The 25,657-nt window shown below is 39.5% G+C and carries 14 protein-coding genes; 2 read left to right on the top strand and 12 right to left on the bottom strand.

Annotated features, from left to right (window positions below; genetic code table 11):
* Positions 1-183: 183 nt before the first annotated feature.
* Positions 184-1,125 carry a ribose-phosphate pyrophosphokinase gene (locus ACQY77_RS15675; protein ID WP_090888919.1) on the bottom strand — a complete coding sequence of 314 codons (942 nt, stop codon included), beginning with the start codon at positions 1,123-1,125 and terminating at the stop codon, positions 184-186.
* A gap of 370 nt (positions 1,126-1,495) precedes the next feature.
* Between ACQY77_RS15675 and ACQY77_RS15670 the strand changes: the two genes are divergently transcribed.
* Complete coding sequence (locus ACQY77_RS15670) at positions 1,496-4,519, top strand: DUF2723 domain-containing protein (protein ID WP_421941219.1); 3,024 nt, start codon at positions 1,496-1,498, stop codon at positions 4,517-4,519.
* A gap of 204 nt (positions 4,520-4,723) precedes the next feature.
* Positions 4,724-7,765 carry a DUF2723 domain-containing protein gene (locus ACQY77_RS15665; protein WP_421941220.1) on the top strand — a complete coding sequence of 1,014 codons (3,042 nt, stop codon included), beginning with the start codon at positions 4,724-4,726 and terminating at the stop codon, positions 7,763-7,765.
* Between the two features lie 298 nt (positions 7,766-8,063).
* Here ACQY77_RS15665 and ACQY77_RS15660 read toward each other — a convergent pair whose 3' ends face one another.
* From ACQY77_RS15660 to ACQY77_RS15610, 11 genes are all read right to left on the bottom strand, one after another.
* Positions 8,064-9,026 carry an acetyl-CoA carboxylase carboxyltransferase subunit alpha gene (locus ACQY77_RS15660; protein ID WP_421941221.1) on the bottom strand — a complete coding sequence of 321 codons (963 nt, stop codon included), beginning with the start codon at positions 9,024-9,026 and terminating at the stop codon, positions 8,064-8,066.
* Positions 9,027-9,188: 162 nt separating this feature from the next.
* Positions 9,189-10,748 (bottom strand): S10 family peptidase, encoded by a 1,560-nt coding sequence (locus ACQY77_RS15655; RefSeq protein WP_421941222.1) that lies wholly within the window; start codon positions 10,746-10,748, stop codon positions 9,189-9,191.
* 177 nt (positions 10,749-10,925) lie between these two features.
* Complete coding sequence (locus tag ACQY77_RS15650) at positions 10,926-11,993, bottom strand: DUF5007 domain-containing protein (protein WP_421941223.1); 1,068 nt, start codon at positions 11,991-11,993, stop codon at positions 10,926-10,928.
* A 44-nt stretch (positions 11,994-12,037) separates the two neighbouring features.
* Positions 12,038-12,739 (bottom strand): fasciclin domain-containing protein, encoded by a 702-nt coding sequence (locus ACQY77_RS15645; RefSeq protein ID WP_421941224.1) that lies wholly within the window; start codon positions 12,737-12,739, stop codon positions 12,038-12,040.
* A gap of 11 nt (positions 12,740-12,750) precedes the next feature.
* Positions 12,751-14,205, bottom strand: coding sequence for a RagB/SusD family nutrient uptake outer membrane protein (locus ACQY77_RS15640; protein WP_421941225.1), 1,455 nt, complete (start codon positions 14,203-14,205; stop codon positions 12,751-12,753).
* Between the two features lie 11 nt (positions 14,206-14,216).
* Positions 14,217-17,366: a SusC/RagA family TonB-linked outer membrane protein gene (locus ACQY77_RS15635; protein WP_421941226.1), complete on the bottom strand. Its 3,150-nt coding sequence runs from the start codon at positions 17,364-17,366 to the stop codon at positions 14,217-14,219.
* A gap of 404 nt (positions 17,367-17,770) precedes the next feature.
* Positions 17,771-19,351 carry a SusD/RagB family nutrient-binding outer membrane lipoprotein gene (locus ACQY77_RS15630; RefSeq protein ID WP_421941227.1) on the bottom strand — a complete coding sequence of 527 codons (1,581 nt, stop codon included), beginning with the start codon at positions 19,349-19,351 and terminating at the stop codon, positions 17,771-17,773.
* Positions 19,352-19,371: 20 nt separating this feature from the next.
* Positions 19,372-22,647: a SusC/RagA family TonB-linked outer membrane protein gene (locus tag ACQY77_RS15625; RefSeq protein ID WP_428429974.1), complete on the bottom strand. Its 3,276-nt coding sequence runs from the start codon at positions 22,645-22,647 to the stop codon at positions 19,372-19,374.
* A 185-nt stretch (positions 22,648-22,832) separates the two neighbouring features.
* Positions 22,833-23,897: a FecR family protein gene (locus ACQY77_RS15620; protein WP_421941229.1), complete on the bottom strand. Its 1,065-nt coding sequence runs from the start codon at positions 23,895-23,897 to the stop codon at positions 22,833-22,835.
* Between the two features lie 283 nt (positions 23,898-24,180).
* A complete protein-coding gene (locus ACQY77_RS15615) occupies positions 24,181-24,735 on the bottom strand; it encodes an RNA polymerase sigma factor (RefSeq protein WP_421941230.1) in 555 nt (184 codons plus the stop codon).
* A 60-nt stretch (positions 24,736-24,795) separates the two neighbouring features.
* Positions 24,796-25,653 carry an SPFH domain-containing protein gene (locus ACQY77_RS15610; protein ID WP_421941231.1) on the bottom strand — a complete coding sequence of 286 codons (858 nt, stop codon included), beginning with the start codon at positions 25,651-25,653 and terminating at the stop codon, positions 24,796-24,798.
* Between the last annotated feature and the right edge of the window lie 4 nt (positions 25,654-25,657).

Here is a 25,657-nt window from a genome sequence, read left to right as displayed (position 1 = left end):
TAGTATCGAGTATCAAGACATTAGGTCTTAAATCCTAAACCTTCTACTTTTTAGTATCAAGTAGTTAGTATCAAGTATCAAGACGTTAGGTCTTAAATTCCTAAACCTTCTACTTTTTAGTATCAAGTAGTTAGTATCAAGTATCAAGACGTTAGGCCTTAAACCTTTTACCGCTTACCTTTATTACACATTAAAAAGATCACTGATTGACCCATGCTCATTTACATTAGCAATTGCTCTGGCAAATAAACTGGCGGTACTCAGCACTCTAATTTTATCACTTTCTTGTTTTAAAGGAATCGTATCGGTAACGATCAATTCTGATAAAACTGAATTTTCTACTGTTTCAATTGCTTTTCCAGATAATACTGCATGTGTACAAACTGCTCTTACACTTGCAGCACCATGTTCCATAATCAAAGCTGCTGCTTTAGACAAGGTTCCGGCTGTATCGCAAATATCATCAATCAGTACTACATCCTGCCCGGTAACATCTCCGATGATCGACATAGATTCGATTTCATTGGCACGTTTACGGCGCTTATCACAAATCACCACTTCTGCATTAAAGAATTTAGCAAAAGTACGTGCCCGGTATGAACCGCCCATATCTGGAGAAGCGATGGTTAAATTCTTTAAGCCTAAACTTTTGATATAAGGAACAAAAATAACCGATCCATCTAAGTGATCAACCGGAATATCAAAGAAACCTTGAATCTGTGCAGCATGCAAATCCATTGTCATGATGCGGTGAATACCCGCAGATTTCAATAGATTGGCTACCAATTTAGCACCGATTGCCACACGTGGTTTATCTTTTCTATCCTGACGAGCCAAACCATAATAAGGCACTACTGCTGTAATGTAATGTGCAGATGCCCTTTTAGCAGCATCAACCATTAGCAAGAGTTCCATTAAATTGTCGCTAGGCTGGTAAGTAGATTGGATTAAGAAAACATCGCAACCTCTGATTGATTCGTCGAAAGAGGGTTGAAACTCTCCATCACTAAATCTGTGAATGCTTACTTCACCAAGAGGCTTGCCGTAATGTTCAGCGATTTTTAGTGATAGTCCTCTAGAACCTGTTCCGGAAAAAAGTTTTACCGGGTTAAACTGCAATGGCATGATCCGTGTGTAGTTTACGCTTAAAAAAAATCGGATCATGTTCTTGAGAACACGATCCGAACTTAAATTTTCGTTGTCCGACCTGGATTCGAACCAAGACAAACGGTACCAAAAACCGTTGTACTACCCTTATACTATCGGACAAAACTTTCTCGAGAATCTCTTCTCGAAAGGGAATGCAAATGTAGAAAGCTTATTTGAAATTTGCAAGAGAGATTTTAAAATATTTTTAATTTCTTTTCTCGCGCTTTCTGATTGCGATGCAAAGATAGAAAAATGATTAAATACCGTGCAACTTTTTCTTTTTTTCTACGACATTTTAGTTTAAAAAACCGATAACTCTTTTACAATCAATCAGAAAAAAATCACTATGAAATACTCCAAAATCAATACCCTGACTGGTTGGGCATGCTTTTTTATTGCTGCAACAACGTACATCCTCACTTTAGACCGCACAGTAAGCTTTTGGGATTGCGGAGAATTTATTGCTTCAGCTTATAAAATGCAGGTAGTGCATCAACCAGGAGCGCCGATTGTTTCTATGGTGCAAAAGCTATTTTCTACACTGGCTTTGGGCAACTCCAGTCTTGTTGCCTATTTCATGAATTTATCCTCTGCATTGGCAAGTGCAGCAACAATTATGTTTCTTTTTTGGACCATCACGGCCTTGTCCAGAAAAATTGTTGCGAAATCAGAAACTGAGATTGGCCTGTCTAAAAGTATCAGCATTATAGGAGCAGGCCTTGTAGGTGCGCTGGCTTTTGCCTTTTCTGATAGTTTTTGGTTTTCTGCGGTTGAGGCCGAAGTATACGCCATGTCGTCACTTTGCACAGCCATTGTAATTTGGGGAATACTGAAATGGGAAACCGTTGCAGATGAGCCGAGATCTGACCGTTGGTTACTTTTTGTAGCCTATATGATTGGACTTTCCATCGGTGTCCACCTGCTTAATTTGTTGGCTATACCTGCAGTTATTTTTATCTATTACTTCAAAAAAGCAGTTGCGCCTAGCTGGCAAAGCACCCTGAAAATCTTTATAATCGCGATAGCTGTACTGGCTTTCGTCCAGTTCGGAATCATTCAATACCTCATTTCTTTTGCTGCCAAATTTGACTTTTTATTTGTCAATACGATGGGATTAAGCTTTGGGTCCGGGATTTTATGCTTTGCAGTTTTGATTATTGGAGGGTTAACCTATGGGCTCCGGTATGCTGTTCTTAAGCGGAACAGACCACTGCAACTTTCCTTTCTCTTCATTGTACTCCTCATTTTTGGCTACAGCTCGTTTGCGCTGTTAATTATACGAGCCCATGCAAAACCCAATCTCAACAATACTGATCCGGAAAATGCATTTAACTTTTTAAGTTATGTTAACCGATCTCAATATGGCGACAGGCCTTTGCTATTTGGCGAAAACTTCAATTCTGAAAAGATAGATATTAAAGAAACTGGAAAACTTTACCGAAAGGGTGAAACTCAATACGAATCGGCGGGAACAAAATCTGATTACGTATATCGGGATAAAACATTGGTTCCCCGCATGTACAGCGATAAAGCAGAGCATGTTGATTTTTATAAAAGCTGGATGGGTTTTGATGATAACCATAAACCCTCTTTAATGGATAACCTGAATTACATGTTTTCTTTTCAGGTTGGACAGATGTACATGCGCTATTTTATGTGGAATTTTGTGGGTAGACAGGACAATCGGGATGGACAGCACGGAGGCAGCCGAGGTGCCTGGATGAGCGGAGTAAAACCCATCGACAGCCTCCATCTCGGTAACCAGGAAAACCTCCCTCCTTCCATTACTGAAAATAAGGCTTACAATCGATTTTTCTTTTTACCACTCATCATTGGCTTGATTGGTGTAGTCTGGCATTTTAAACGCAATCAGAAAGATGCCGGAGTACTGGCCTTACTATTTGTTTTTACCGGGGTTGCCATTGTTGTTTACCTCAACTCTGTTCCTAATGAGCCACGGGAAAGAGATTATGCCTATGTTGGCTCTTTTTATACTTTTGCCATTTGGATAGGCTTGGGTGTTTTCGGACTTAAAGACTGGATATTTAAAAAGTTAAGCCCGGTGAGTGCCAGTATATTTGCATCCGTTATTGCCCTTGCTGCACCAGTTATCATGCTCCAACAGGGATGGGATGACCATGATAGATCGGAAAGTCATTTAGCACGGGACATTTCCATCAACTATCTTAAATCTTGCGCTCCGAATGCAATTCTATTTACCTATGGCGATAATGATACTTTTCCGCTGTGGTATGCACAAGAGGTTGAGCATGTTCGTCCGGATGTAAGAATAGTTAACCTGAGTCTCTTTACTGCCGACTGGTATATTGATGGCATGCTTAAGAAATCGAATGACTCGGCTCCTCTCCCCTTAACATTGAAACCAGGTCAATATGTTGCTGGCACAAGAGATATCATGTATTATCAGGACTATAAAATTGCGCAATCAATTGAACTGAAAGAAATCGTTGATGTATTACTATCCGATCATGATGAAGATAAAGTGACCATGAGTGATGGCTCAAAATACAATGTATTGCCTACCAAAAACCTCAAAATATCGGTTAATGCAAAAGAAGTACTGGATACAGGAACGGTACCGCTTGAAGATGCAGGGAAAATTGCCAAAACGATGGAATGGACCTACAATGAGGATTATGTTACTAAAGGTACGCTTGCACTTTTTGATATCCTGGCCAATAATAATTGGAAAAGACCTATTTATTTCAGTAATGCTATGCCCACCTCACAGTATATCGGACTGGACAAATACCTTTATTCTGAGGGACTGAATCTAAGACTTTTGCCATTAAAACCTGAAGTAAGCGATGAGCAACAACAGGAATTAGTGAATGTAAAGCCGCTTTACAATAATCTTATGAGCCTATATGAATATGGGAACATCAAAAATGCCAATTATTTAGATCGCCAATCGGCTGATGATGCCAATATGTTTGCCAACATGTTCAACAGCCTGATGGCTAAACTGATCAGTGAAGGGAAATTTACTGAGGGGAAAAAGGTAGCCGATCGTTATTTCGAAGTGATTCCGAATCGCTTCCAAAGCATGTATCAACTGGCAAGCACGTTTTTTCTAACTGAAAATCTATATCGATTAAATGATGTGCAACGAGCCAACCAGTTAATTCATAAATCAGCAGACTATATGGGTAAAGAGCTAACTTATCTTGCTGATGTTTCCATAAGCAAAAACCATTTGGCTTCTGAGCGAGAGGTACAATTCTATATGCGTTTTTTAGGTCAGCTGGTTGTGCTTACCCAAAATTATAAGCAACCAGAATTGAGCAAAAGGCTTGAAAAACAGTATAACGAGCTGTTATCGCGGTTTAGTCCTTTTGTAAACGGCTAACAAAATTAAGGGATAAACCCGGGTAGAAGTTTAGATTTTGCCCGGGTTTGTTGTTTTTTGGGAATGCTCATTGCTGTTTAAGCTCCAAAACCCGTTAAATTTTGTTAAATCAATCGAAAAATTTACCCATTTTATCGACTAGAATAGTTAATTTCGGCAGCATTTTTATGTTAAAACACATTTAATTATCATTATCATAAACCAATGAATTATTCAAAAGTTAATAATATAGTAGGCTGGATCTGCTTTTTAGTTGCTACAATAACTTACGTTTTGACCCTGGAGCCCTCGGCTAGTTTCTGGGATTGCGGCGAGTTTATTGCTTCCGCTTTCAGAATGCAGGTAGTTCACCAACCGGGAGCACCGTTGTTTTTAATGTTACAACGGTTCTTCTCTATTTTTGCGCTTGGTGATACCACTAAAATTGCTTACTGGATGAACATTGGTTCTGCCATTTCCAGTGCAGCAACTATTTTATTCTTATTCTGGACCATTACCGCTTTGGCTAAGAAAACCTTAGTTAAGGCTGGAGAAGTAATTAGCACGGGCACTTTAATCAGTATTATGGGTGCAGGTGCTGTTGGTGCTTTAGCTTATACTTTCTCAGATAGTTTTTGGTTTTCGGCAGTAGAATCTGAGGTTTACGCACAATCATCTTTATTCACAGCTATCGTTTTTTGGGCCATCTTAAAATGGGAAGCCCATGCCGATGAACCAAAAGCAGATCGTTGGTTATTGTTTATTGCCTATATCATGGGTTTATCCATCGGTATCCACTTACTAAACTTATTAACTATCCCTGCAATTGCCTTCGTTTACTACTTTAAAAGAACGAAACAGGCAACTTCTTCGGGTGTTTTTAAAACTTTATTGGTAGGTATATTAATTTTAGGTGTTATCCAATATGGGATCATTCAATATCTGGTATCGTTTGGTGCTTACTTTGATTTGTTCTTTGTAAATACCCTGGGTTTAGGTTTCGGAACCGGCGTATTATTCTTCGCCATCCTTGTTATTGCAGGATTTATTTGGGGAATTAAATATTCTATTAAACACCAAAAGCGTTTGTTAAACCTGGGTTTAATTTCTACTGTATTAATTATTTTCGGTTATGCTTCTTTCTCCATGATTATTATCAGGGCAAAAGCAGACCCTAACTTAAATAACAGCGCACCAAAAGATGCTTTCTCTTTTTTAAGCTACCTTAACCGTGAGCAATATGGCGACAGGCCATTATTATTCGGCCCGAACTATAATTCGCAAAGAACAGGTGTAACTGAAGGTAAAACGCTCTGGAGAAAAGGTGCTGAAAAATATGAAGTTGCTGGCAAGAAAAATGATTATGAGTACAGCGACAATACATTACTTCCACGTATGTACAGCGATGACCAAAGACACGCTGAATTTTACCGGGAGTGGATGCATTTGGATGAAAGCAAAAAACCAAATCTGGTAGATAATGTTGGCTTCCTGGCTTCTTATCAAATTGGCTATATGTATATGCGTTATTTCCTTTGGAACTTTGCAGGTCGCCAGAACGATGAACAAGGACAAGGAAGTGGATTTGAGGGTGAATGGATCAGTGGAATTAAGGCTGTGGATCAACTGCGCATGGGCGATCAAAGTCATTTACCTCCATCAACCATTGACAATAAAGCATACAACAGGTTTTTCTTTTTACCATTAATTTTAGGCGTAATTGGTGCAATCTGGCACTTTATGCGTAACCAGAAAGATGCAGGTGTTGTGGCACTTCTGTTCTTCTTCACCGGTATTGCCATTGTGCTTTACTTAAACCAAAAACCATTAGAGCCCCGGGAAAGGGATTATGCCTATGTAGGCTCGTTCTACGCCTTTGCCATATGGATTGGTTTAGGTGTGCTTGCTATCCGGGAGTGGATACTTAAAAAACTCACACCTACTACCGGCGCTGTTGTTGCTACAGTTGTTGGTTTGCTTGCAGCCCCTGTAATTATGGCGGAGCAAGGTTGGGACGATCACGATCGTTCAACCAAATTAGTTGCACATGATATTGCCCTGGATTACCTTCAATCTTGTGCACCAAATGCCATCTTATTCACCTATGGTGATAACGACACCTACCCGCTTTGGTATATTCAGGAAGTTGAGAATGTTCGTCCGGATGTTCGGATTGTGAATTTAAGTTTATTTGATACAGATTGGTATATCAATGGATTAAGACAGAAACAAAACGAATCTGAGCCATTGCCTATTACGATGAAGCCCGAGCAATATGTACAGGGAGAGAGAGATGTTTTACCTTACGACGATTATAAGATTGCAGGTAATGTAGAACTTAAAAACATAGTAGATTTATTATTATCTAATGATGATGGCGATAAAGTAGCTATGCAAGATGGTACAAAATCCAACTTCTTACCAACTAAAAACTTTAAAATCACCATTAATCCGCAGCAAGTATTGAGTACAGGTACTGTTGCTGCCGCAGATGCTTCGAAGATAGCCCCGGAGATGACCTGGACTTTCAACAAAGGTTATGTAACAAAAGGTACATTGGCCATGTTTGATATTTTAGCGCATAATAACTGGAAACGCCCTATCTATTTTGCTTCTACAGTTCCTTCTGAGCAATACAATGGCTTAGACAAGTATTTATATAGCGAAGGGCTGGCCATGCGCTTATTGCCTTTAAAAGCCGACACTACAGCGACTGAAGAAAGAACAGAGCTTTTAAACACCCCGGTATTGTATAATAATGTAATGACGAAGTTTAAATGGGGCAATATGAAAACGGCTACTTATTTAGATCCTCAGTCTTCTGATGATACTTTTATCTTCACCAACATTTTCAGCAACTTATCAGGAAGCCTGATTAAAGAAGGTAAAACTGCGGAAGCCAAAAAAGTAATGGATAAGTATTTTGAAGTAATGCCTGATAAGTTCTTTGGTATCCGTACAGTAGTTGTAAAATACTATATCGCAGAAAACCTTTATAAATTAGGCGAAACGGCTAAAGCGAATGATATCCTGAATAAATCAGGTATCTATATCAACAAGGAACTTACTTACCTTGCTGATGTTTCACAATCTAAAGGAAGTTTAACCGGCACGCAAAATGTTCAGACAGCGTTATATTATTTAGACCGCATGATCAAAACTTCTAAGGCTGCCGGACAGGATAAGGTGAGTCAATCACTGCAAAATATCTTTAATGGGCTAGAGAGTCGCTTTTCGATGTATTTCGGACAACAACAACCGCAATAGTTGAAATACTGATAACAAAAAAGGGATGCAAAAATTGCATCCCTTTTTTGTTATTTAATGACTGAGTGTTGAAGGATTGAATGCGTGAATTTTGCCTGAGGACTGTGCTATAACTACATCCTTATTTAGTTGAACTCACTGTTGAACTTGTTTACTGAATAGCTTTCTACTGCGTCACAGGTCAGGAGAGGTCATCCAAAGCTTGTTTAATGGCCCATCCTCAGCATGCTGATCTGCATAAAAAAAATCCCATTCAGCGATTGCCGAATGGGATTCAATGAATATAAGTTAGTTAATCTTATTCGTTAACAACACCCATTGCGCAGAACTTATCTATTCTTTGCTCAATGAGTTTATCGGTTTTAATTTTGCTTAATGCAGCCAGATCTTTAATCAGGTATTCTTTTAAAGTTTGCCCCATTAACTCTGGATCCTGATGTGCTCCACCAAGCGGTTCCGGAATAATACCATCTATAAGTTTGTTTCCAAACATATCTTCAGAAGTTAATTTTAAGCATTCTGCTGCTTTTTCTTTAAAATCCCAGCTTCTCCACAAGATAGAAGAGCAGGATTCAGGAGAAATTACCGAATACCAGGTATGCTCCAGCATGTAAACCTTATCCCCAATCCCGATACCTAAAGCTCCTCCTGAAGCACCTTCGCCTACTACAATACAAATAATAGGCACACGAAGCACAGACATTTCAAGCAAGTTTCTGGCAATTGCCTCACCTTGACCGCGCTCTTCGGCTTCTAAGCCAGGATATGCGCCCATAGTGTCGATAAAAGAAACTACTGGTTTATTAAATTTCTCTGCCAAACGCATCAAACGTAATGCCTTGCGGTATCCTTCGGGGTTAGCCATACCAAAATTACGGAACTGACGTTCTTTGGTATTTTTGCCTTTCTGGTGGCCAATAACCATAACAGTTTGCCCGTTTAAGGTAGCAAAACCGCCAATAATGGCCTTATCATCTTTAACCGTTCTATCTCCATGTAGTTCGATGAAATCATCGCAGATCATGTTGATGTAATCTAAAGTTTGCGGGCGATCGGGGTGGCGGCTCATTTGAACTTTATTCCAGCCCGTAAGGTTATTATATAAGTTTTTGGTTGTTTCTTCTAACTTACCGTCAAGTTCTTCTAAAGTGGCAGACATATCTACCTTTGTTTTTTCGGCAACTTGTTTAACCTTTTCCATTTGCTGAACTAAATCTGCAATTGGCTTTTCGAAATCGAATGATGTTTTTATCTGCTGCATAATTGAACCACAAAAATAGTAAATATTTTTAGTTTACAGTACTTAGTAAAGAACAAGGAGCAAAGAGCAAGGAACAGGGAGCGAAGAAAAAGGTATAAAAGCAAACCACCTTTGGTGTCTGAGATGCCAAAGGTGGTTAAAATAAAAAACTTAAAATCGAATCTAAAACTTAGCCGATTCTCCTGGTTTAGGTAATGCTTTTAAGATAAAGTCACGGATATGATTATTGGCTGTTTTGAGATCGTCTTTACGTAGATACATCATGTGTCCGCTGCGATAACCTTCCCAGGTCATACGATCCTGGAGTTTGCCGGCAGCATCTAATTGCCACATGTTGTATTTAGCATTGAAATAATCGCAAGCTCCATCATAATATCCAGATTGAACCAACAAGTGAAGAAAAGGATTTTGCGCCATTGCCTGACGTAAATTATCCCCTGTATTATCTCCGGATCTATCCCATGGGTGTACGGGTCCGAACATATTATATTTGAGGTCAGTTTTGTAATTCAACTCATTACGGATATACATATTGATGGCTGGGGTGAACGAATGCAACCAGGAAGTAAGCTCTGCATTATAATCTGGCCCCTCTCCTGCCGCCATTTTATCAACGCCACGATAGCGGGAATCCAATCTGCCTACAGTAAAACCCTTGTCTCTTAAAAGTTCTTTCCAGAAAAAATCGGTTGGCACATTTAAGTTGTAACTCAAAATAACCTTTTCGGATAAACCAGAGTAACGGGCCATTTTAGCTGCTATTGCCTTTTTCTTTTCAGCATTTAGCATGGCTCCATGCGAGATGGCGGGGATCAATTCGTCAATAGTAAATTGCTCTACTTCGGGTAACATAGCGGTCAAATCTTTGCTTTGTAAATCCGCTGGCAATGCTTTATGATACCAGGCAGTAGCAGCGAAGTAAGGAAGCCTTAAAGCGGCATCAACGGGCCCGCTTCTTTCAATGCCCAACTCAGTTGGAGAAACCAGTACTACTCCATTCAGGTACATCCACTGATTATTTTGCAGTTCTAATGCCAAGCCAGATACGCGGGTAGTTCCATAGCTTTCTCCAATCAGGAATTTTGGTGAAGCCCAACGATTGTTGCGGGTTACAAAGGTGTTAATCCATTCGGCAAGATATTTAATATCTGCTTTTACACCGAAGAATTTCTCCTTAGGCACATCTTTACCGGTAGCTCTTGAGTATCCGGTATTTACGGGATCAACATATACGATATCGGCTACATCCAAAATGGAATATGGATTTTCCTTATATCCATACGGCTGCACCGGGTAGCCCTCGTCGTCTATGTTAAGCACTACCGGCCCCGTGTAAGCAATATGCATCCATACCGATGCAGAGCCCGGACCGCCGTTAAATGAAATTACAAGAGGCCTTTTATCGCGATTTTGTACATCGCTACGTTCATAATAAGTATAAAATAGTCCGGCAATAGGTTTACCTTCATCGTCCCAAACAGGCAATGTGCCTGTTGTAGCTTTGTACGGAATGGCTTTCCCGTTTATATTTACATTGTGATTGGTGATAACACTGCTTTCTACTTTTATAGCCCTTTCATTTGCAACAGATTTGGGCTCGTCTTTCACAGTTACCTGTGTGGTAGTTATGGTTTCTTTACCGGCGTTTCTTCCAGGTGTTTGCTGGGCCTGTATTACCGTGCTGGCAATTAATAAAGGGAAGAGTAAAAATTTTAATTTCATTTAAGTTAGTTTGATAACTAAATATCAAATTAAAGTAGCGTTTATCAAAAACCGCAGTATAAATGTTACCATAAAGTTCTCTATAGTTTACGAAATAAAAAAAGCGGCATCGCTTTCGCTATGCCGCCACTTAGATAACTGTATTGTTTTAGGTCTTAATTTTAGGAAATTAATAACTTAATTATTCTTTTTTGTAGCTCTTAGTATCACCTCGTAAAGATATTTTCCAGGCCTGTTGATCCGTGTATTAAACCTCACGTTTAACTTTACCGGTCTTTTACTCCAGGTTCCATAAGGTAAATCATTAGGTGGATTCCAAAGTCCAGCAGTTGCTGTATCAATAGAGGCAATGTTGTTGGCATTAATTCTATAATAACAATTGATTCCATTGCTCTGGCTATCCCAGTACAGTGCAGGAAAAGGAGTTGTTGCGTAGTCGTACAATACTGCTGTGTCTGTAACGGTTGTTTTATAAGCAAATGTTGCCAAGGTTTTCAGATAGCTATTTCCACTTGGTCTGAGCTTGTATTCTGAAGGAGCTATTAATGCCCCGTTCTTATCCACAAACTTTAAGGCAACCTGGTTTGGCGAATCGGCAATTCTTCTGATTTTTAACCATGCTGTGGTAGAGCGTCCTGTTGCGGCGTCAATCCAATCAGCATCATAAGCAAACCTTACTGCGGTTTCGCTATTGGCCTCTACAGCCAGGGCATATGGTGCATTTATATATTCATATTCTACCTGAGGAGAAAGAATAATAGTACAAATGCCTGTGTAAGTTTTTGCGCCATTAGGATTTTCCACTTCAAGGTCCAGGAGGTATTCGCCCGGGGGGATATTGTTTGTTGCCTCATTGAATACCATTTGACCGCTTACAGGGTTAATTTCAAAAGGTGTTTTCTTAACCGTTGATCTTTTCGCATTGATCAAAGCCAAAGTAGTATCGGTTCTAGGATCGTAGGGTAACTTCCAGATGTCTACACTGTATTGTGTAAAAAACTCTTCTGCCCGTTTTCCTGTCGCTTTACTCCTTACATTTAGCAAAGTAACTTTAAAGGGCGGTGTTGAGGCATCTGGAATTAATCCTTGCGAAAGGTAAAAAGATCCTGCGTTTACCCTTAGTGGGTTGGAGGAATATCTTAAATAATCGCTTAGAAAACCTTCTTTAACTTTTTTACAGGCATTAAAGCATAATGCTGCAACAATAAGGCAAATCATGCCTCCAAATAAATATATCTTTTTCATCCGTTTGTTTTTTATGGCGATGATGTTAATCATCACTCGATGAATTAAAAGTCTTTAACCTTAAAGGTCCAAGGGTGTGAATTACTTAATACATGCACAACTCCATTCGTTGTTTCTATACCCGAAGTCTGACAGACTGCCGTTCTATCCAAAAGCGCCTCATCTCCTGTTGGATCCTGCATTTGTCCACCAACCATAACATCCCGGTCTCCGATTACTCTTGTAAAATAAACCAATCTTGCATTTGTGGTGATGATACCATCAACCAAATAGCCTGTGGTTTTAGTATAAGCAATTACGAAGTTTTCAGTTGGAGAAACTACAGGATGAAAAATCTGTCCAGCTTCTGTGAGTTGTCCATAAGAGGTTTTCCCTTGAAAAACATAGATTCCCAACGAATCACGAAGCATTTTCGGCGTGAAGTATTTGAACAGTGAATCTAGAGTGTATTTTTTATTTTCATCCACTTGTCTGGCTTCATCTCTTTTAATATTCAGAAAGTTATTAATGGAATAGTTGTTAGGGACAAAAAAGGTAACATCGCCGTTGATGATATCTTTTAATCCTGCTTTATCGAGAACCATTAAAGTGGTATCGAACATTTTTCGGGGATGAGTTTTAAGGAAATCATAGGTGGTCATGTTCACCTTGGGATTACTCAATCCTCCATCTATTATTCCATCTCCCTTTTTACAGCTGGCGAGTGCCATTAAGACTGCAAAAACTGTATATATATATCTTTTCATCTTGTTTCAGTTTAGTATTTACCTTTCCAATACTCTGTTTGATTAATCAAGTTGTTATTTTGTAGAATACTGTTAATGATTGGCCATCTCCAACCTTTTAATGCTTTGCGTGCGTCTGTCATCCATATAGGATTTCTGTTCATTCTCACACCATCAAAAAAGTTCTGTCCCTCTCCTGCCAGTTCTCTGACACGCTCGTTCATGATGTCAATTTTCAAAAGATTACCTATCGCGGTACTGTTTCCGGTATTTGCCCTTACCCTCACCACATTTAATGCATTTTGTGCCTCTGGGTCTCTGCTTAATGCATTTAATGCTTCAGCTTTGAGTAAATACATATCTGCCAAACGATAAATAATCAAATTGCTTTCGATGTAAGGTTCTGTTGGGGTTTTGAAACCAACATCACTATATTTAATCAGAAGATCGATATCAGCACTGCTACTATATCCATAAAACTTTGATAATCTGATATCAGCCGTATTAGGATAAATGTTAAACAGAAAATCACTGTTCACATAAAATAATGGTTTGCTTAAGTAATTAGGCAGATAAGGTTCCATTAATGTTCTGAAGCCAATACTACTATCAAAATACGCCTCTTTATTTGCGTTGGAGGATGGGATAACAAAAATATTTTCTTTAGAAGTAGTATTTTTAAATGGCATCCTGATATTATCGGTTGTTTCCAAACCATAGGTATCCGCTCTGCTAATAATAGAATCTGTATACAACAGGGTTTTAGCATAATCGTGTTTCCAGGCATTAACGTGGGCTAATAAGCCTAATGCAGCTCCTTTATTTGCTCTGATCCGTGAATACTGATTGGTACCTTCAAAAGTGAGTCTGCTTGATGCCTTTGAAGCATCGCTAATAACCTGTGCAATAATGGTTTCTTCTGGCGACTGACCTAATAACTTGATTTGTTCAGCAGTATAAATAGGCTCGTTTTGAAGTGGAACATCCCCCCATACCCTGGCCAGATAAAAATAACAGAGTCCTCTTAAGAAATAAGCTTCTCCAACGATATAATTTTTAGCACTGTTACCACCAGCAAAGGCTGCATCAGAGATGGCGGGAACCTTATCAATTACCAGGTTACATACATTAATTACCTTATACCAATTTGTCCAGTTGTGAGCGCCCTGCTCTCTATAATAAACTGCATTTAGCCCTCCACTTACATATGGGCCTTGCATATTGGTATCATCAGTTTTGAACTCCCCATAAGGCAAATCACCCCAAATAAAGAAGGCGTTATCAGTATATAAACTGGTTCTTAGCAGCGCATATGCGCCATTAATTGCACCTTGAGCATCTGACTCTGTTTTCCAGAATTTATCATCATAAGTTGCATTATCAAGTTCATTATCCAGCGCTTTCTTGCAAGATGGAGCAATGAGTATAAGAAGTAGAAGTGCCATGAGGAGCAAACTACTTTTTGTATTTTTGTTTCTTGTTTTCATCTGCTTAAATTTTAAAATTCTACTTGAAGACCAAAGGTATATTTCCTTGGAATAGGATATCCATCACCAAAATCGTAACCTTGAGCATTTACAGCTTCCGCATCAATACCAGAGAATTTCTGGAACATGGCCAGGTTATCCACCATCGCATATAATTTCATTCTATTGAGTTTTACCTTACGCATCCATGGATAATTCTGAGGTGTAAAGTCATAGCCTAAATTCACGTTCTTGATTCTGAAATACCATCCTGGTTCTACATAAAAGGTTTGATCGCTTCTAAATACATAAAGGCCTGAAAATGGATTTAATGCAGGGAAGGTTGCATTGTCTCCTGCTTTCCTCCAGTAGTCGTATTGTTCGTAATCTCCAATAGATGCGCGGGCTAAATCTTCTGGGTTACCATAGAATAATCCATTAGATAATCGCTGTGCAAGTGTATTGTTTACAATTGTTCTGCCCAACGTGAAGGTTGTGAAAACTGATAACGAGAAATTTTTATACCTGAAGGAGTTGTTTATACCTCCCGTAGCTTTCGGATTTGGATCGCCATAGAAAGTTATATCATTTTCTCCATTGTTATCAGATATTTTATAATCTCCGGTGATATCGCGCCATTTCGGCATGCCCAGAATAAGGGTTCCCCACTTTGTGCTACCTACCTGACCAGTGTAAGGGTTAACTAAAAGATCACTAACAGAGTTGATTACACCATCGGTAATATACATTTGGTACATATTTAATGGCTTTCCAACAACGTAAATAGTTCCATTGCTATATAAATCGCGATTACCATTAGGTAATGCAGTAACCATATTGCTGTTAAATGAAATATTGATTGAAGGTGTCCATTGGAATGCCGATTCTGGTTTGAATACTCGTCCAGAAATCTGGAATTCTAATCCTGAGTTGCGTACCCCGGCGGCATTACTTAATGAAGTGCTATATCCCGAAGTTTCAGGAACCAAAACTTTAAGCATTTGACCTGTAGTGTTTCGTACATAGGCATCTGCCGTAAAGCTGATTCTGCGTTTAAAGAACTCCAAATCCACCCCAATATTGGTTTGATCTGATTGCTCCCAGGTAAGGTTATTATTGGTTAAGCGGTTAAAATTCGGATAAATTACAGGAACACCTCCATAGGTGCCTGCACTACTTCCACCATAGTTGGCATTACCTAGTGCAAAGCTATTGTAACGGTCATTATCTCCAATGCTAGCCTCGTCACCACTCAAGCCCCAGCTAAATCTAAGTTTTGCGAAGTCTATCCAGCTAACGTTTTTCATGAAATTTTCTTCAGACGCTATCCACGCTGCAGAGAATGAAGGGAAAATGGCCCAACGGTTATCACGGCCAAATCTGGAGGAGGCATCAGCCCGGATGTAAGAATCAAACAAATACTTTTCTTCATAATCGTAATGTGCACTACCAAAAAATGAAAGTTTAGCATATGTAGAATGATCTGAGCTTCCAAATAAATCGCCTTGTGCCACGCCTGAAACAACCTTGATATTATCGTTTGGCACCCCTTCTCCTGATACATTTAAGGATTGATTATCTCTTTTTTCAAATGCCTGTCCAGCTAAAAAGTTTAAGTTGTGTGTATCATTAATATTAAAGCTATACACGAGGGTATTGGTAATTAAATATTTTAACCCTTCACTAAAGCCCGAATAGGCATAAGCTCTTCCATTATATTCACTTCTGGCCGGGCTAAAAAAGTCTCTTTTCGATGAACTATAGCTAATGGCTCCTTCGGTATTGATAGATAAATTCTTAACAATATTGTAGGTCAATTTCGTTACTGCACTGATGTTATTATCGGCATTACTATTTCGTACTGATTCGTAAGGTGCTTCAATATCAAGCCTATCTTGTTCAGAGAGATAAAAAAGCGAAGATGGCATACTTACCGGGCTAATTTTAAATGCATTTCGATAACCTTGCTCTTCAGGTCTAACCCTGCCCACCATTCTTAAGCCTCTGCTTAATCTTAAAGAGGTTTGCATCTGAAACTTCTCGCTAAAATTAGCGCCAAGATTAGCATTAATCGAATACCGCTCATAGCCTGTAGCTTTAATAATCCCTTTTTCGTCATAATGGCCTACACCCACGCGATAATTAAATCTTTCTGAGCCTCCTGAAACAGCCAAATCCTGATTGGAAACTGTACCATTCTGATAAAATAAATCCTGCCAGTTATTATTATTATTAAATGAAGGGTTTAAACTATCGGTTAACATAATCGGAACACGATCCCTTAATTGTGCAGCATTGGCATAATTGTAGATCAAATCCATCTTTCTTCTCCGTTCTTCAGCTCCAATTACAGTTTCTAAAAACTTTGGCTGTCTAACCATTCCATAATAAGTATTGAAACTTACCTTCGGAACACCTGCAACTCCTCTCTTTGTTTTGATTAAAATAACTCCGTTTGCCCCTCTGGATCCGTAAATTGCTGCCGCAGAGGCATCCTTCAATACGTCTATCGATTCAACATCGTTAGGATTTAGAGAAGTTAAGAAATTGGTACCAGTTTGAGTAAAGGCTTCCACCTCATCTTCAGCAACTGGTAATCCATCAATTACATACAGCGGATTGCTAAATGCCCTATCTCCATCGAATTCTCCTGCAGACATGATTCTGGTGTTTCCCCTTACCATTAACGAAGTGCTTACGCCTGGCTGACCTGTGAAGTTTTGTACGTTTACTCCGGGTAATTTACCTTGCAATAACACATCTACGCTCGCAGCCGGAAGGTTTTCAATGTCTTTGCTGGTCACTGTTGCCAAAGCTGCTGTAGAGTTTTTCCGCTTTACTTGTTGATACCCCACTACTACAACATCTGTTAAGGATTGTTGATCCGGAGTTAAACTCACATTAATTTCAGTTTTTGTTCCAACAGGAACTTCTTTGAGTTTGTAGCCCACATAGCTGAAGATTAAAGTTGCATTGTTGGGTACATTGATCGTGTAGCGGCCCTTTTCGTCGGTACTTACTGTTGTTGCTGCACTTTTAACTTTTACAGAAACACCGGGCAAAGACTGGCCATCGTCTGCGCCCTTTACCGTACCGGTAACTTTTAACTGAGCTGAAACAGCGGTTACAACCAGCAGAAAAACCGCGAGCAAACCGATTTTTCGAATGTAAAATTTGGTCATAGAAATTTGATTAGGTTGATTAGTTTGTTTAGCGAATCTGATTAACAGGGAGACGTTGTTTCAGATAAAAGAATAAGTTTGTTAGTCGAATTAGCTGTGCTAAAGATAAGCGGGTATTTTGACAAAGAGATTACAAAAACACGCGCAAACGTTTGATCAACTTATTTATCAGAACACTCAGGGAGAGTGGAAAAAGTGATAAAAAACAGCTATTTACCGGGTCAAAATCTATTTTTGTATTAAATAATCCACAACGAAAAATTTCGTTTGAAACAAATGGCCAAAGCATAGAGAAATCACAAGACAAACGTTTGTTTTATGAAAATTGAAATTTGCTCAAATTGCATAAAAAAAGGCCAACATAACTTAGTATGCTGGCCTTGATAACAGGGACGAGTTATAAATTATTTATCCCACCATACTTTTCCAACCAACTTATCTCCACCCGGAACAGCGCCTGAAGCAGCTTTGTAATTTGCTGCATTAGACACACCTTCTGCCAATGGGTAAGGAAAACGGCGGGGGATAGAACCTCCGGTATTGGTGTTCGGATATACAACTGGAACCAATGCAGGTACACCAGTTCTTCTCCAGTTCGACCAGGATTCGTAAAAATCGAGCATGGTAATGGTATGGGCCCAATACTGCATCGCAATCATATCTAAGCCATTTGCCGGCACATAAGGATGTGCTGTTAGATAATTCGCAGCATCTGTCGGATTCACAGTCATTGCTGCATCATATTGAGACAGATAAGTCATGGCTGCAGTTACCCCTGCATTGTAGTGCGTTGCTGCAGAACCTCCAATGCCATATCGTTGTGCCGCTTCGGCCCAAAGCAATTCGGTTTCTGCATAAGTTAAAATAAAGGTATTGCCCTCTCTTTTTAACATACCTGGATGTGGCGAGGAATAATCGGTGAAATCAGTATACGAAGGGTCCTGACGAACATCTCTACCTGCAATGCCGCTCAAATCTTTACCGTTAGGCATTCCTTTTTGCACGGCTGCCGTTGAAATGTAATTCGGATTCTGTGTTTTAGTTCCATCGGTAAGGTATAATTTAGTGACTGCTACCTTACTTAATCGAGGGTCGGCATTGGTTTTTAAGTAATTGATAAATGTTGAACTCCATCTGGTGTAGAAATTTTCCTGACCACCATCACCCAAAAGTACCTGTGCATTTCTGTTTTGCGTAGGGCGGCCACCACCTGCGTCATGTTTGAAAAATGCGTTATCACTATCGCCAATCATGGTCTTACCCACCGCTTTATTGATGTAAGTTTGCGCTAAAGTTGCATCAGCTTTGGTTAAGCGCATGGCCATGCGAAGCATTAAGCTATAACCAAAACGTTTCCATTTGGCTATATCTCCGGCATATACCAAATCGCCCGTTACGGCATCGCCGCTGGCATTTAATGCACTTGTAGCCTCATCTACCTCTTTCAGTAAATCGGTATAAATGGACTGTTGCGAATCGTATTTAGGGTATAAATTTCCGGTGTAATAGCCCTTTCCTGCTTCTGAATAAGGAATATCCCCATACAAATCGGTTAATCTTTGAAAGATTAAAGCTTTCCAGATTCGCCCCATCTGATAAACGTTGTTGTACTCCGGCTTAGCTTTGGTAAATTCAACCAAATCTGCCGCATACTTAACCTGATCAGGATAAGCCTTTTCCCAATATGCAGCTGTGTACCCTTCATTAAGCATGTATTTATCACCTGCCCAGTAACTAATTACAGAAGATAAACCCTGCATCATGGTGGATGCATAAATCAGGTTTCCTCTCCAGGTTTCGTAAGCGAAGTCGATACTTCCTGTATAATTGAGCTGCGCAGTAGATAATAGATAATTTGGATTATATTCAGCCTGTCCAACAGATTGCGGATCGGTATTTATTTTTTCGAAGTCTTTTGTACAACCAGATGCCAGTACAAGACCTGACAGTAAAAGCGGTACGTATAATTTTATGATCGTTTTCATTTTCAATTCGTTTTAAAGGATTATAACTTAACACTTAGATTTAAACCGTATGAACGCACTGGCGGAACACCACCGAGCTCCATACCTGGTAAAGTTGCATTGTAACTCGACTCCGGGTCTATGTTATCCGTTTTCTTCATTAAAACGAACAAGTTGCGGCCTACAAAGCTGAGGTTTAAGCCCTTTATTTTATTATTGAAAAGTTTAGCTGGGAAACTATAGCCGAGCACAAGTTGCCTGAATTTGATGAAACTGGCATCCTGTACGAATTGTTTAGAAACATTATTGGCATAAGTTGAGTAATAGTTGGCAGCATTAATCCCCAGCGCATCACGATTTTCTAAGGTTGCCTGATGTAAACCAAAAATGTATCCGTAGTAATCGGTAGCAGAGAATATTTTACCACCCCATTTACCATCAATCAGAAAAGAAAGATTTACACCTTTATAGCTGAATTCATTATTCCAGCCTGCTGTCCATTTACTGTAAGCAGATCCATAAGACTTTAATTCTCCTCTTTCTGGTGCTCCGTTAGCATCTTTAAGAATATTACCATTGGTATCATATTTAAAATCGTAAGCCATTACCTGACCCGCAGCTTTGCCTGCTATGTTTTGTAAGAAACCTACATTACTTCTTGAGGTAGCTAATAATTGCGAAGCTGTACCAGGCGCTAAAGTAATTACCTTATTATCATTATAGGAACCGTTTACGCTCGATGTCCAGCTGAAGTCTTTCGATTTCAAAATAACACCAGAAACCAGGGCTTCAATACCTTTGTTTTGTAGTTCACCGATATTCAAGGTTGCGCCACTATATCCTGTTGTAGTAGAAGTAGGGACATCCAGGATTTCATCACTGGATTTTTTATTGTACCAGGTTAAATCTAAGTTCAGGCGATCGCCGAAAAGCCGCATCTCTGTACCTACCTCAAACTCTTTTGCTTTTGATGCAAATAAGGTTGGATTAGGGATAGATGGATTTACAATGTTTCCGATTGGGCTTCCATTAATGGTTTCACTTCTAAGATTATAGTACAGTTGTGTTTTAAAAGGTAAAGCACCTTGCCCTACCACGGCATATCCGGCCCTTAACTTACCGAAGCTTAAGAATGATGGTTTCCAAAGCTCAGTAAATACAAATGAAGCACTTACAGCCGGATAAAATACACTGAGCTTATTGTCTCTTCCCGGGGTTGCCAGGGTAGAAAACCAGTCGCTTCTGCCACTACCGGTTAAGTACAAAATATCCTTATAGGTAACTTCCAATGTTCCGTAAATGGATTGAACTTCCTGATCACTTTGCGTAACGCTTACCGTTTTCCCTCCGGTATTGGATAAGGTATAAACACCAGGAATTTGGAAAGAGCCACCCTGATTTGTCGTTTGATTAACTTTTGTACGACGGTAACTTGCACCTATGTTCGGTGTTATGGAAATTTCATCTACTTTAAAGCTTTTGCCGATTAAACCGTCTACATTAATATCGGAGAAATTAGTGAGTTGTTCTGTAAAACCACCGTCCAGATCATACGCTGTACCAGAAGGTGTTACACCAAGATAAGTTTCATTGTATGCATCTCTACCTGCCCTCATTTGTAAAAACAAGCCGTTATCAAAGGTATATTTGGCATTGGCCGAACTTAACAGGCGTTCTTTCTTGGTATTGTGAATAAACTCATAAGCTGCAAACCATGGATTGGTAGCATATGGGTTGCCGGTATTGTAAAGGATCTCATTCCCTTTTGCATCTTTCCAGGGCTCAAGATCCTTGATGTTAATGCTTGTTGGTAAAAACGCAGCATTATAATTCGCATTTCCAGCACCATCTGATACCATCGGGCGATTTTTAGCCTGCTCTAAAATGTAGTTAAAACGGGCATCAATTACCAATCTTTTAATGGGATCCAGCGTTGCCGATAAAGTAAAATTTTGTCTGTTTAAGCCAGAATTGGGTACAACTGAATTATTGTGTAAATCGCTCCCGGAAACACGGATTACACCTCCTTCAAAGGTTTTATTCAATGCGAGGGTATTGGTAAAAGTATTTCCGGTTCTATAAAAGTTTTCAATATTATCTTTTTGCGCGGTGTAAGGTCTGCTAACGCCGTCAAATTGCACTACATTTGAGCCATCTAATTTTGCACCCCAGCTAGAACCACCGGTAGAGGCTGCAGCCAGTTGTGTAGCTGGTTTTTGTCCGTTAGTACCCTGACCATAGATATATTGCCAGTCTGTACGGTCCATTACCTGCTCGCCAACATAATTACTGTTAAACTCGATGCTATTACCTTTTCCGCTTTTGGTCGTAATTAAAATAACACCCGCTTTGGCACGATAGCCATACAAGGCGGCAGCTGCAGCACCTTTTAACACAGAAATGCTTTCGATATCATCAGGGTTCAGGTTACTAATTGCATCACCCCTATCTGGTGCATTGTCGTACTGCCCACCAGAGTTACCTACCGAATTGGTACTGAAACGTCCAACAGGCTCGCTTTCCATTGGAACACCATTAATAACATATAATGGCTGACTACTTTGCCCTAAACTGGAAACGCCACGAATGGTTACGCTTGTTGCTGCACCAGCACCGCCCGAGGTAGAACTCACATCCAAACCAGCTACTTTACCTACCAGAGAATTTAAAACATTGTTTTCTCTGGCCTGCGTTAAGGTTTCGCCTGCTACTTGCGTTACAGAGTAACCCAAAGCCCTGCGTTCTTTTTTAATGCCTAAAGCGGTAACAACCACTTCACTCAGCTGCTTGGTATCTTCAGTTAATACAATATTGATAATGGCCTGCGTACCAATAGCTACTTCTTTAGTTTGGAAGCCTGCGTAAGAAATTACTAGAATGGCATTTTCAGGTGCATTTAAACTAAATTTTCCATTGATATCTGTAGAAGTACCCACTCCGGTACCTTTAACCCGAACTGTAGCGCCGGGTAAAACACCGCCAAGCGGATCTTTTACCGTTCCGGTAATGGGAACATCTTTATTTCTACTGATTACAATTAATCCACCATCGGAAACTGAATATTTCAGGTTGGTTCTATTCAATATAGCCGATAAAACTTCTGTAACAGGTGTATTGGTTACAGTTATGCTTACGTCCTTATTAATGGGAACATAAGTAGAACTATACACAAAATGGTAACTGCTTTGCTGTTCGATAATCTGTAATACCTTGGCCAGCTTCGTTTTCTTTACATCGAGCGAAATCTTCTCTTGCGAGAAAACCGATGCCGAAACGTTGAGGCAGGTAATGAAAACCACTATACAGGCTAGTTTCATTAGCATGATGAATTTTAAGAGCCTCCTATAGCTAGAACGCTCTTGCAGTAAGTAATAATAAATCATATTTTTGTTTTTTTTGGTTGCAAAATTCTTGGCAGCAATCTGTTTGCGCATAAACTGCCATTAGTTAATCAGAAAGAAACCTTAAGGGCGGTGCGCCAACACCGTCCTTTTTTCTCTTTCTATTTAGAAATAATCACCTGGTTTCCTTTTATCTCATATTTAAAATATTCTACTTTTTGTAATGCCGCCAGGGCTTGATTAATGGTTTCGTTTCCAAAAGTTGCTGTAAAACGGTACTTCTCTATTTCAGGATCTTTAAATCTGATCTCCACGTTATACCACTTCTCCAGCACATCTTTAATTTCATCAAAATTCTGATCGTAAATTTCAATCCGGTTTTTTGTCCATGCCGTTTCTACAATCGTACTGTCTTTAATTAGTGTGTAGTGGTTAATGGTAATTTCTGGTCGAACAACTTTCGGCTTTACTACCTTTGGCTGGTTAATTACAGGTTGAACTTTATAAAAAGTAACTTTTTGACTTGGTTTAAGGGTAATGATTCCGCCATTTCCATTAACGGCCTCCATGGTAATTAACCCACGAATTAATGTTGCCTCAGAGCTCACTTCATCCGGATAGGCTTTTACATTAAAAGCAGTACCTAAAACATTGATATTGAAATCTGTTGTAGCTACTTTGAATGGCTTATCCTTATTGTGGGTCACATCAAAATAGGCTTCACCTTTTAGGCTTACCTCCCTGCAGGTAACATTAAATTCTTTACCTATAGCAAGGCTGCTTTTGGCATTCAGCAAAATCACCGATCCATCCGGTAAGGTAATTTTCTTTCTTTCTCCACTTTTAGTCGTAAAAACCTTAGCTTCCATAGTGGTGGTTATGGACTGATTAACAGAATAATAACGATACAAAAAAGTTATTGCCCCAATCAACGCAATTGCTGCTGCGATTTTCAACCACCATTTTCCCCTTGCTAACCTGACTACTTTTGCAGGAGGTAAAACATTTACCTTCATCTGTTCTACCTGTGCATTTAACGGACGTTTGTTACCGCTCAGAATAAAATATAGCCTTTTGGCTTCTATAATTATTTGTTTTTGTTCCGGATGGGCATTTACATATTTCTCCCAATATTCAATGCAAAGCTTATCGGTACCCGCACAATATTGCTGAAAGGTACTGTCGACAAGGAAATCTTCGGCATTGAATTTACTTCTATCAACCATTTGTAAACTGTCTTTTATATAACAGTGCCTAAAAGCTTAACTTTTTCCTAAGAAAATTTTAACTTTTTTTAACCGACAACATTAATGGGGGATAAACAGCTACTAAATGTTTGTTTTATTTGGTGTTTGGGCTGCGAAATGAAGGTCGTAGCATGATGTAATAACAGGGTGCACATCATATCTGGTCCCTGCGCCATGGAGGGAAACGAGATCCAAAATTGGGCAGGTATGATATCTGGTCCGTGAGTCACGGACCAGGGTATTAGCGTAAGGAGCAGGGAGATTACGCATTAAATTCTTTCCTCAGAATTTTTAGGGCATCATAAATGGTATTGTAAGCTGTTTTAATGGTTTGATTGGTTTGCTCAGCAATTTGTTCGTAGCTTAAACCATCAAAAAATTTGAGGTGAATGAGCTGTTTTTGCCGAAATGTGAGTTTTTCCAGAGCTGTTTTAAGTTGATATCTGACCAATTCATCACTTTGTACTTTAACGATGAATTCCTCGTAACTCATTTCCATCCAGTCGCCCTCTGCACCTGCATTAAAAAGCGCATCGTTAATTTTGCGCTTGCGTTCCATGATCCGAAGTAATTTGCGTTTCAGAAAGGTTCGCAGATAGGCCTCTACATTATCTACCCGGTTAAGTGCCTCATGCTTTTCCCAAATGGTAGTGAAAACCTGATCGGTAGCCTCACCAGCAATATCTGCATCAGCACAAACCCTGATACCAAAATTAACTAATGGATAATAAAGCTCCTTATAAAGATCAAAGAAAGCATCTTTATCGCTTGTACGTAGACGTTCCCACAATAAGTGATGCGACAGTTTGCTCTGCATGTAATAAGGTTAGGATGATCACAATGATAAAAAAAACTTAGCGGATTGTATAGCGAATGGTTATTTAATTCCCATCATCAAATTAGCTCCACCGGCCTGTGTTGTTGGGAGCGTTCCGTTCCATTTCTGAATCCATTGCTGCTGGATAAGTAAGGGGGTTAAAGATTGCTGCCTCAGCCTGTTGGCTTCTGATTCTGCCTTCGCCTTAATTAACAATGCCTGTGCCTCTCCGTTTGCGGTAGCCACCTTAACTTTAGCTTCGGCTTCTGCCTGCTTGGCTTCATTTTCTGCTTTTAAACGCGCCTGGATAGATGCATTTTTCTCATCAATCATTTTTCGCAAACTTTCGGGCGGTGTAATGGCTGAAGTTAACTGATCATAAACAAAACCGTCTTTATTCAGGTTTTTTGATAATAACAATTGAATTTTATCCTCAAAACGTTCGCGGTTTGACATTACCGAATCTGAGGTAAAAGAGTTAGCCACAATACGATAAGCGTCATATATCGTATTGCGCATAAACTGTTGTTCAATTTCCACAAGTGGCTTCCTGTATTGGCGATAAATTTGAGGAACCATTGCCGGGTTAACGTGGTAGTTTAATTTAGGATCAACCCTAAACTCAGCTGCATCTCTGGTGGTTACCACAAATGGATCATAATCTACCGATTGTGTAAAAGTTGGAAACTCTACAATTTTCGTTGTCCAGGTATTATACCACACCCTTCCGGTTACAATGGTAATGTTATCTACTCCCCGGTCAGATCCATAAAGATTTATTTTGATGCCAACATTTCCGGCATCAATATTTTCGAAGGTAAAAGGTTGTACAAACCAAAAAATGATTACCACAATGGCGATAATACCTATCCGACCAAATTTTTTAAACCAGTTAACAGGTGCAGCATTGTATTCCATGAGC

The sequence above is a fragment of the Pedobacter sp. genome (genome assembly GCF_965279535.1).
In the GTDB taxonomy this organism is placed as follows: Bacteria; Bacteroidota; Bacteroidia; order Sphingobacteriales; family Sphingobacteriaceae; genus Pedobacter.
This window is presented reverse-complemented; position numbering and strand designations above follow the sequence as displayed.

What these genes read in the sequence shown, in the direction of transcription:
- ACQY77_RS15675 (WP_090888919.1), bottom strand. Translation starts at nt 1,125, where the DNA reads ATGCCATTGCAGTTTAACCCGGTAAAACTTTTTTCCGGAACAGGTTCT.
- ACQY77_RS15670 (WP_421941219.1), top strand. Translation starts at nt 1,496, where the DNA reads ATGAAATACTCCAAAATCAATACCCTGACTGGTTGGGCATGCTTTTTT.
- ACQY77_RS15665 (WP_421941220.1), top strand. Translation starts at nt 4,724, where the DNA reads ATGAATTATTCAAAAGTTAATAATATAGTAGGCTGGATCTGCTTTTTA.
- ACQY77_RS15660 (WP_421941221.1), bottom strand. Translation starts at nt 9,026, where the DNA reads ATGCAGCAGATAAAAACATCATTCGATTTCGAAAAGCCAATTGCAGAT.
- ACQY77_RS15655 (WP_421941222.1), bottom strand. Translation starts at nt 10,748, where the DNA reads ATGAAATTAAAATTTTTACTCTTCCCTTTATTAATTGCCAGCACGGTA.
- ACQY77_RS15650 (WP_421941223.1), bottom strand. Translation starts at nt 11,993, where the DNA reads ATGAAAAAGATATATTTATTTGGAGGCATGATTTGCCTTATTGTTGCA.
- ACQY77_RS15645 (WP_421941224.1), bottom strand. Translation starts at nt 12,739, where the DNA reads ATGAAAAGATATATATATACAGTTTTTGCAGTCTTAATGGCACTCGCC.
- ACQY77_RS15640 (WP_421941225.1), bottom strand. Translation starts at nt 14,205, where the DNA reads ATGAAAACAAGAAACAAAAATACAAAAAGTAGTTTGCTCCTCATGGCA.
- ACQY77_RS15635 (WP_421941226.1), bottom strand. Translation starts at nt 17,366, where the DNA reads ATGACCAAATTTTACATTCGAAAAATCGGTTTGCTCGCGGTTTTTCTG.
- ACQY77_RS15630 (WP_421941227.1), bottom strand. Translation starts at nt 19,351, where the DNA reads ATGAAAACGATCATAAAATTATACGTACCGCTTTTACTGTCAGGTCTT.
- ACQY77_RS15625 (WP_428429974.1), bottom strand. Translation starts at nt 22,647, where the DNA reads ATGAAACTAGCCTGTATAGTGGTTTTCATTACCTGCCTCAACGTTTCG.
- ACQY77_RS15620 (WP_421941229.1), bottom strand. Translation starts at nt 23,897, where the DNA reads ATGGTTGATAGAAGTAAATTCAATGCCGAAGATTTCCTTGTCGACAGT.
- ACQY77_RS15615 (WP_421941230.1), bottom strand. Translation starts at nt 24,735, where the DNA reads ATGCAGAGCAAACTGTCGCATCACTTATTGTGGGAACGTCTACGTACA.
- ACQY77_RS15610 (WP_421941231.1), bottom strand. Translation starts at nt 25,653, where the DNA reads ATGGAATACAATGCTGCACCTGTTAACTGGTTTAAAAAATTTGGTCGG.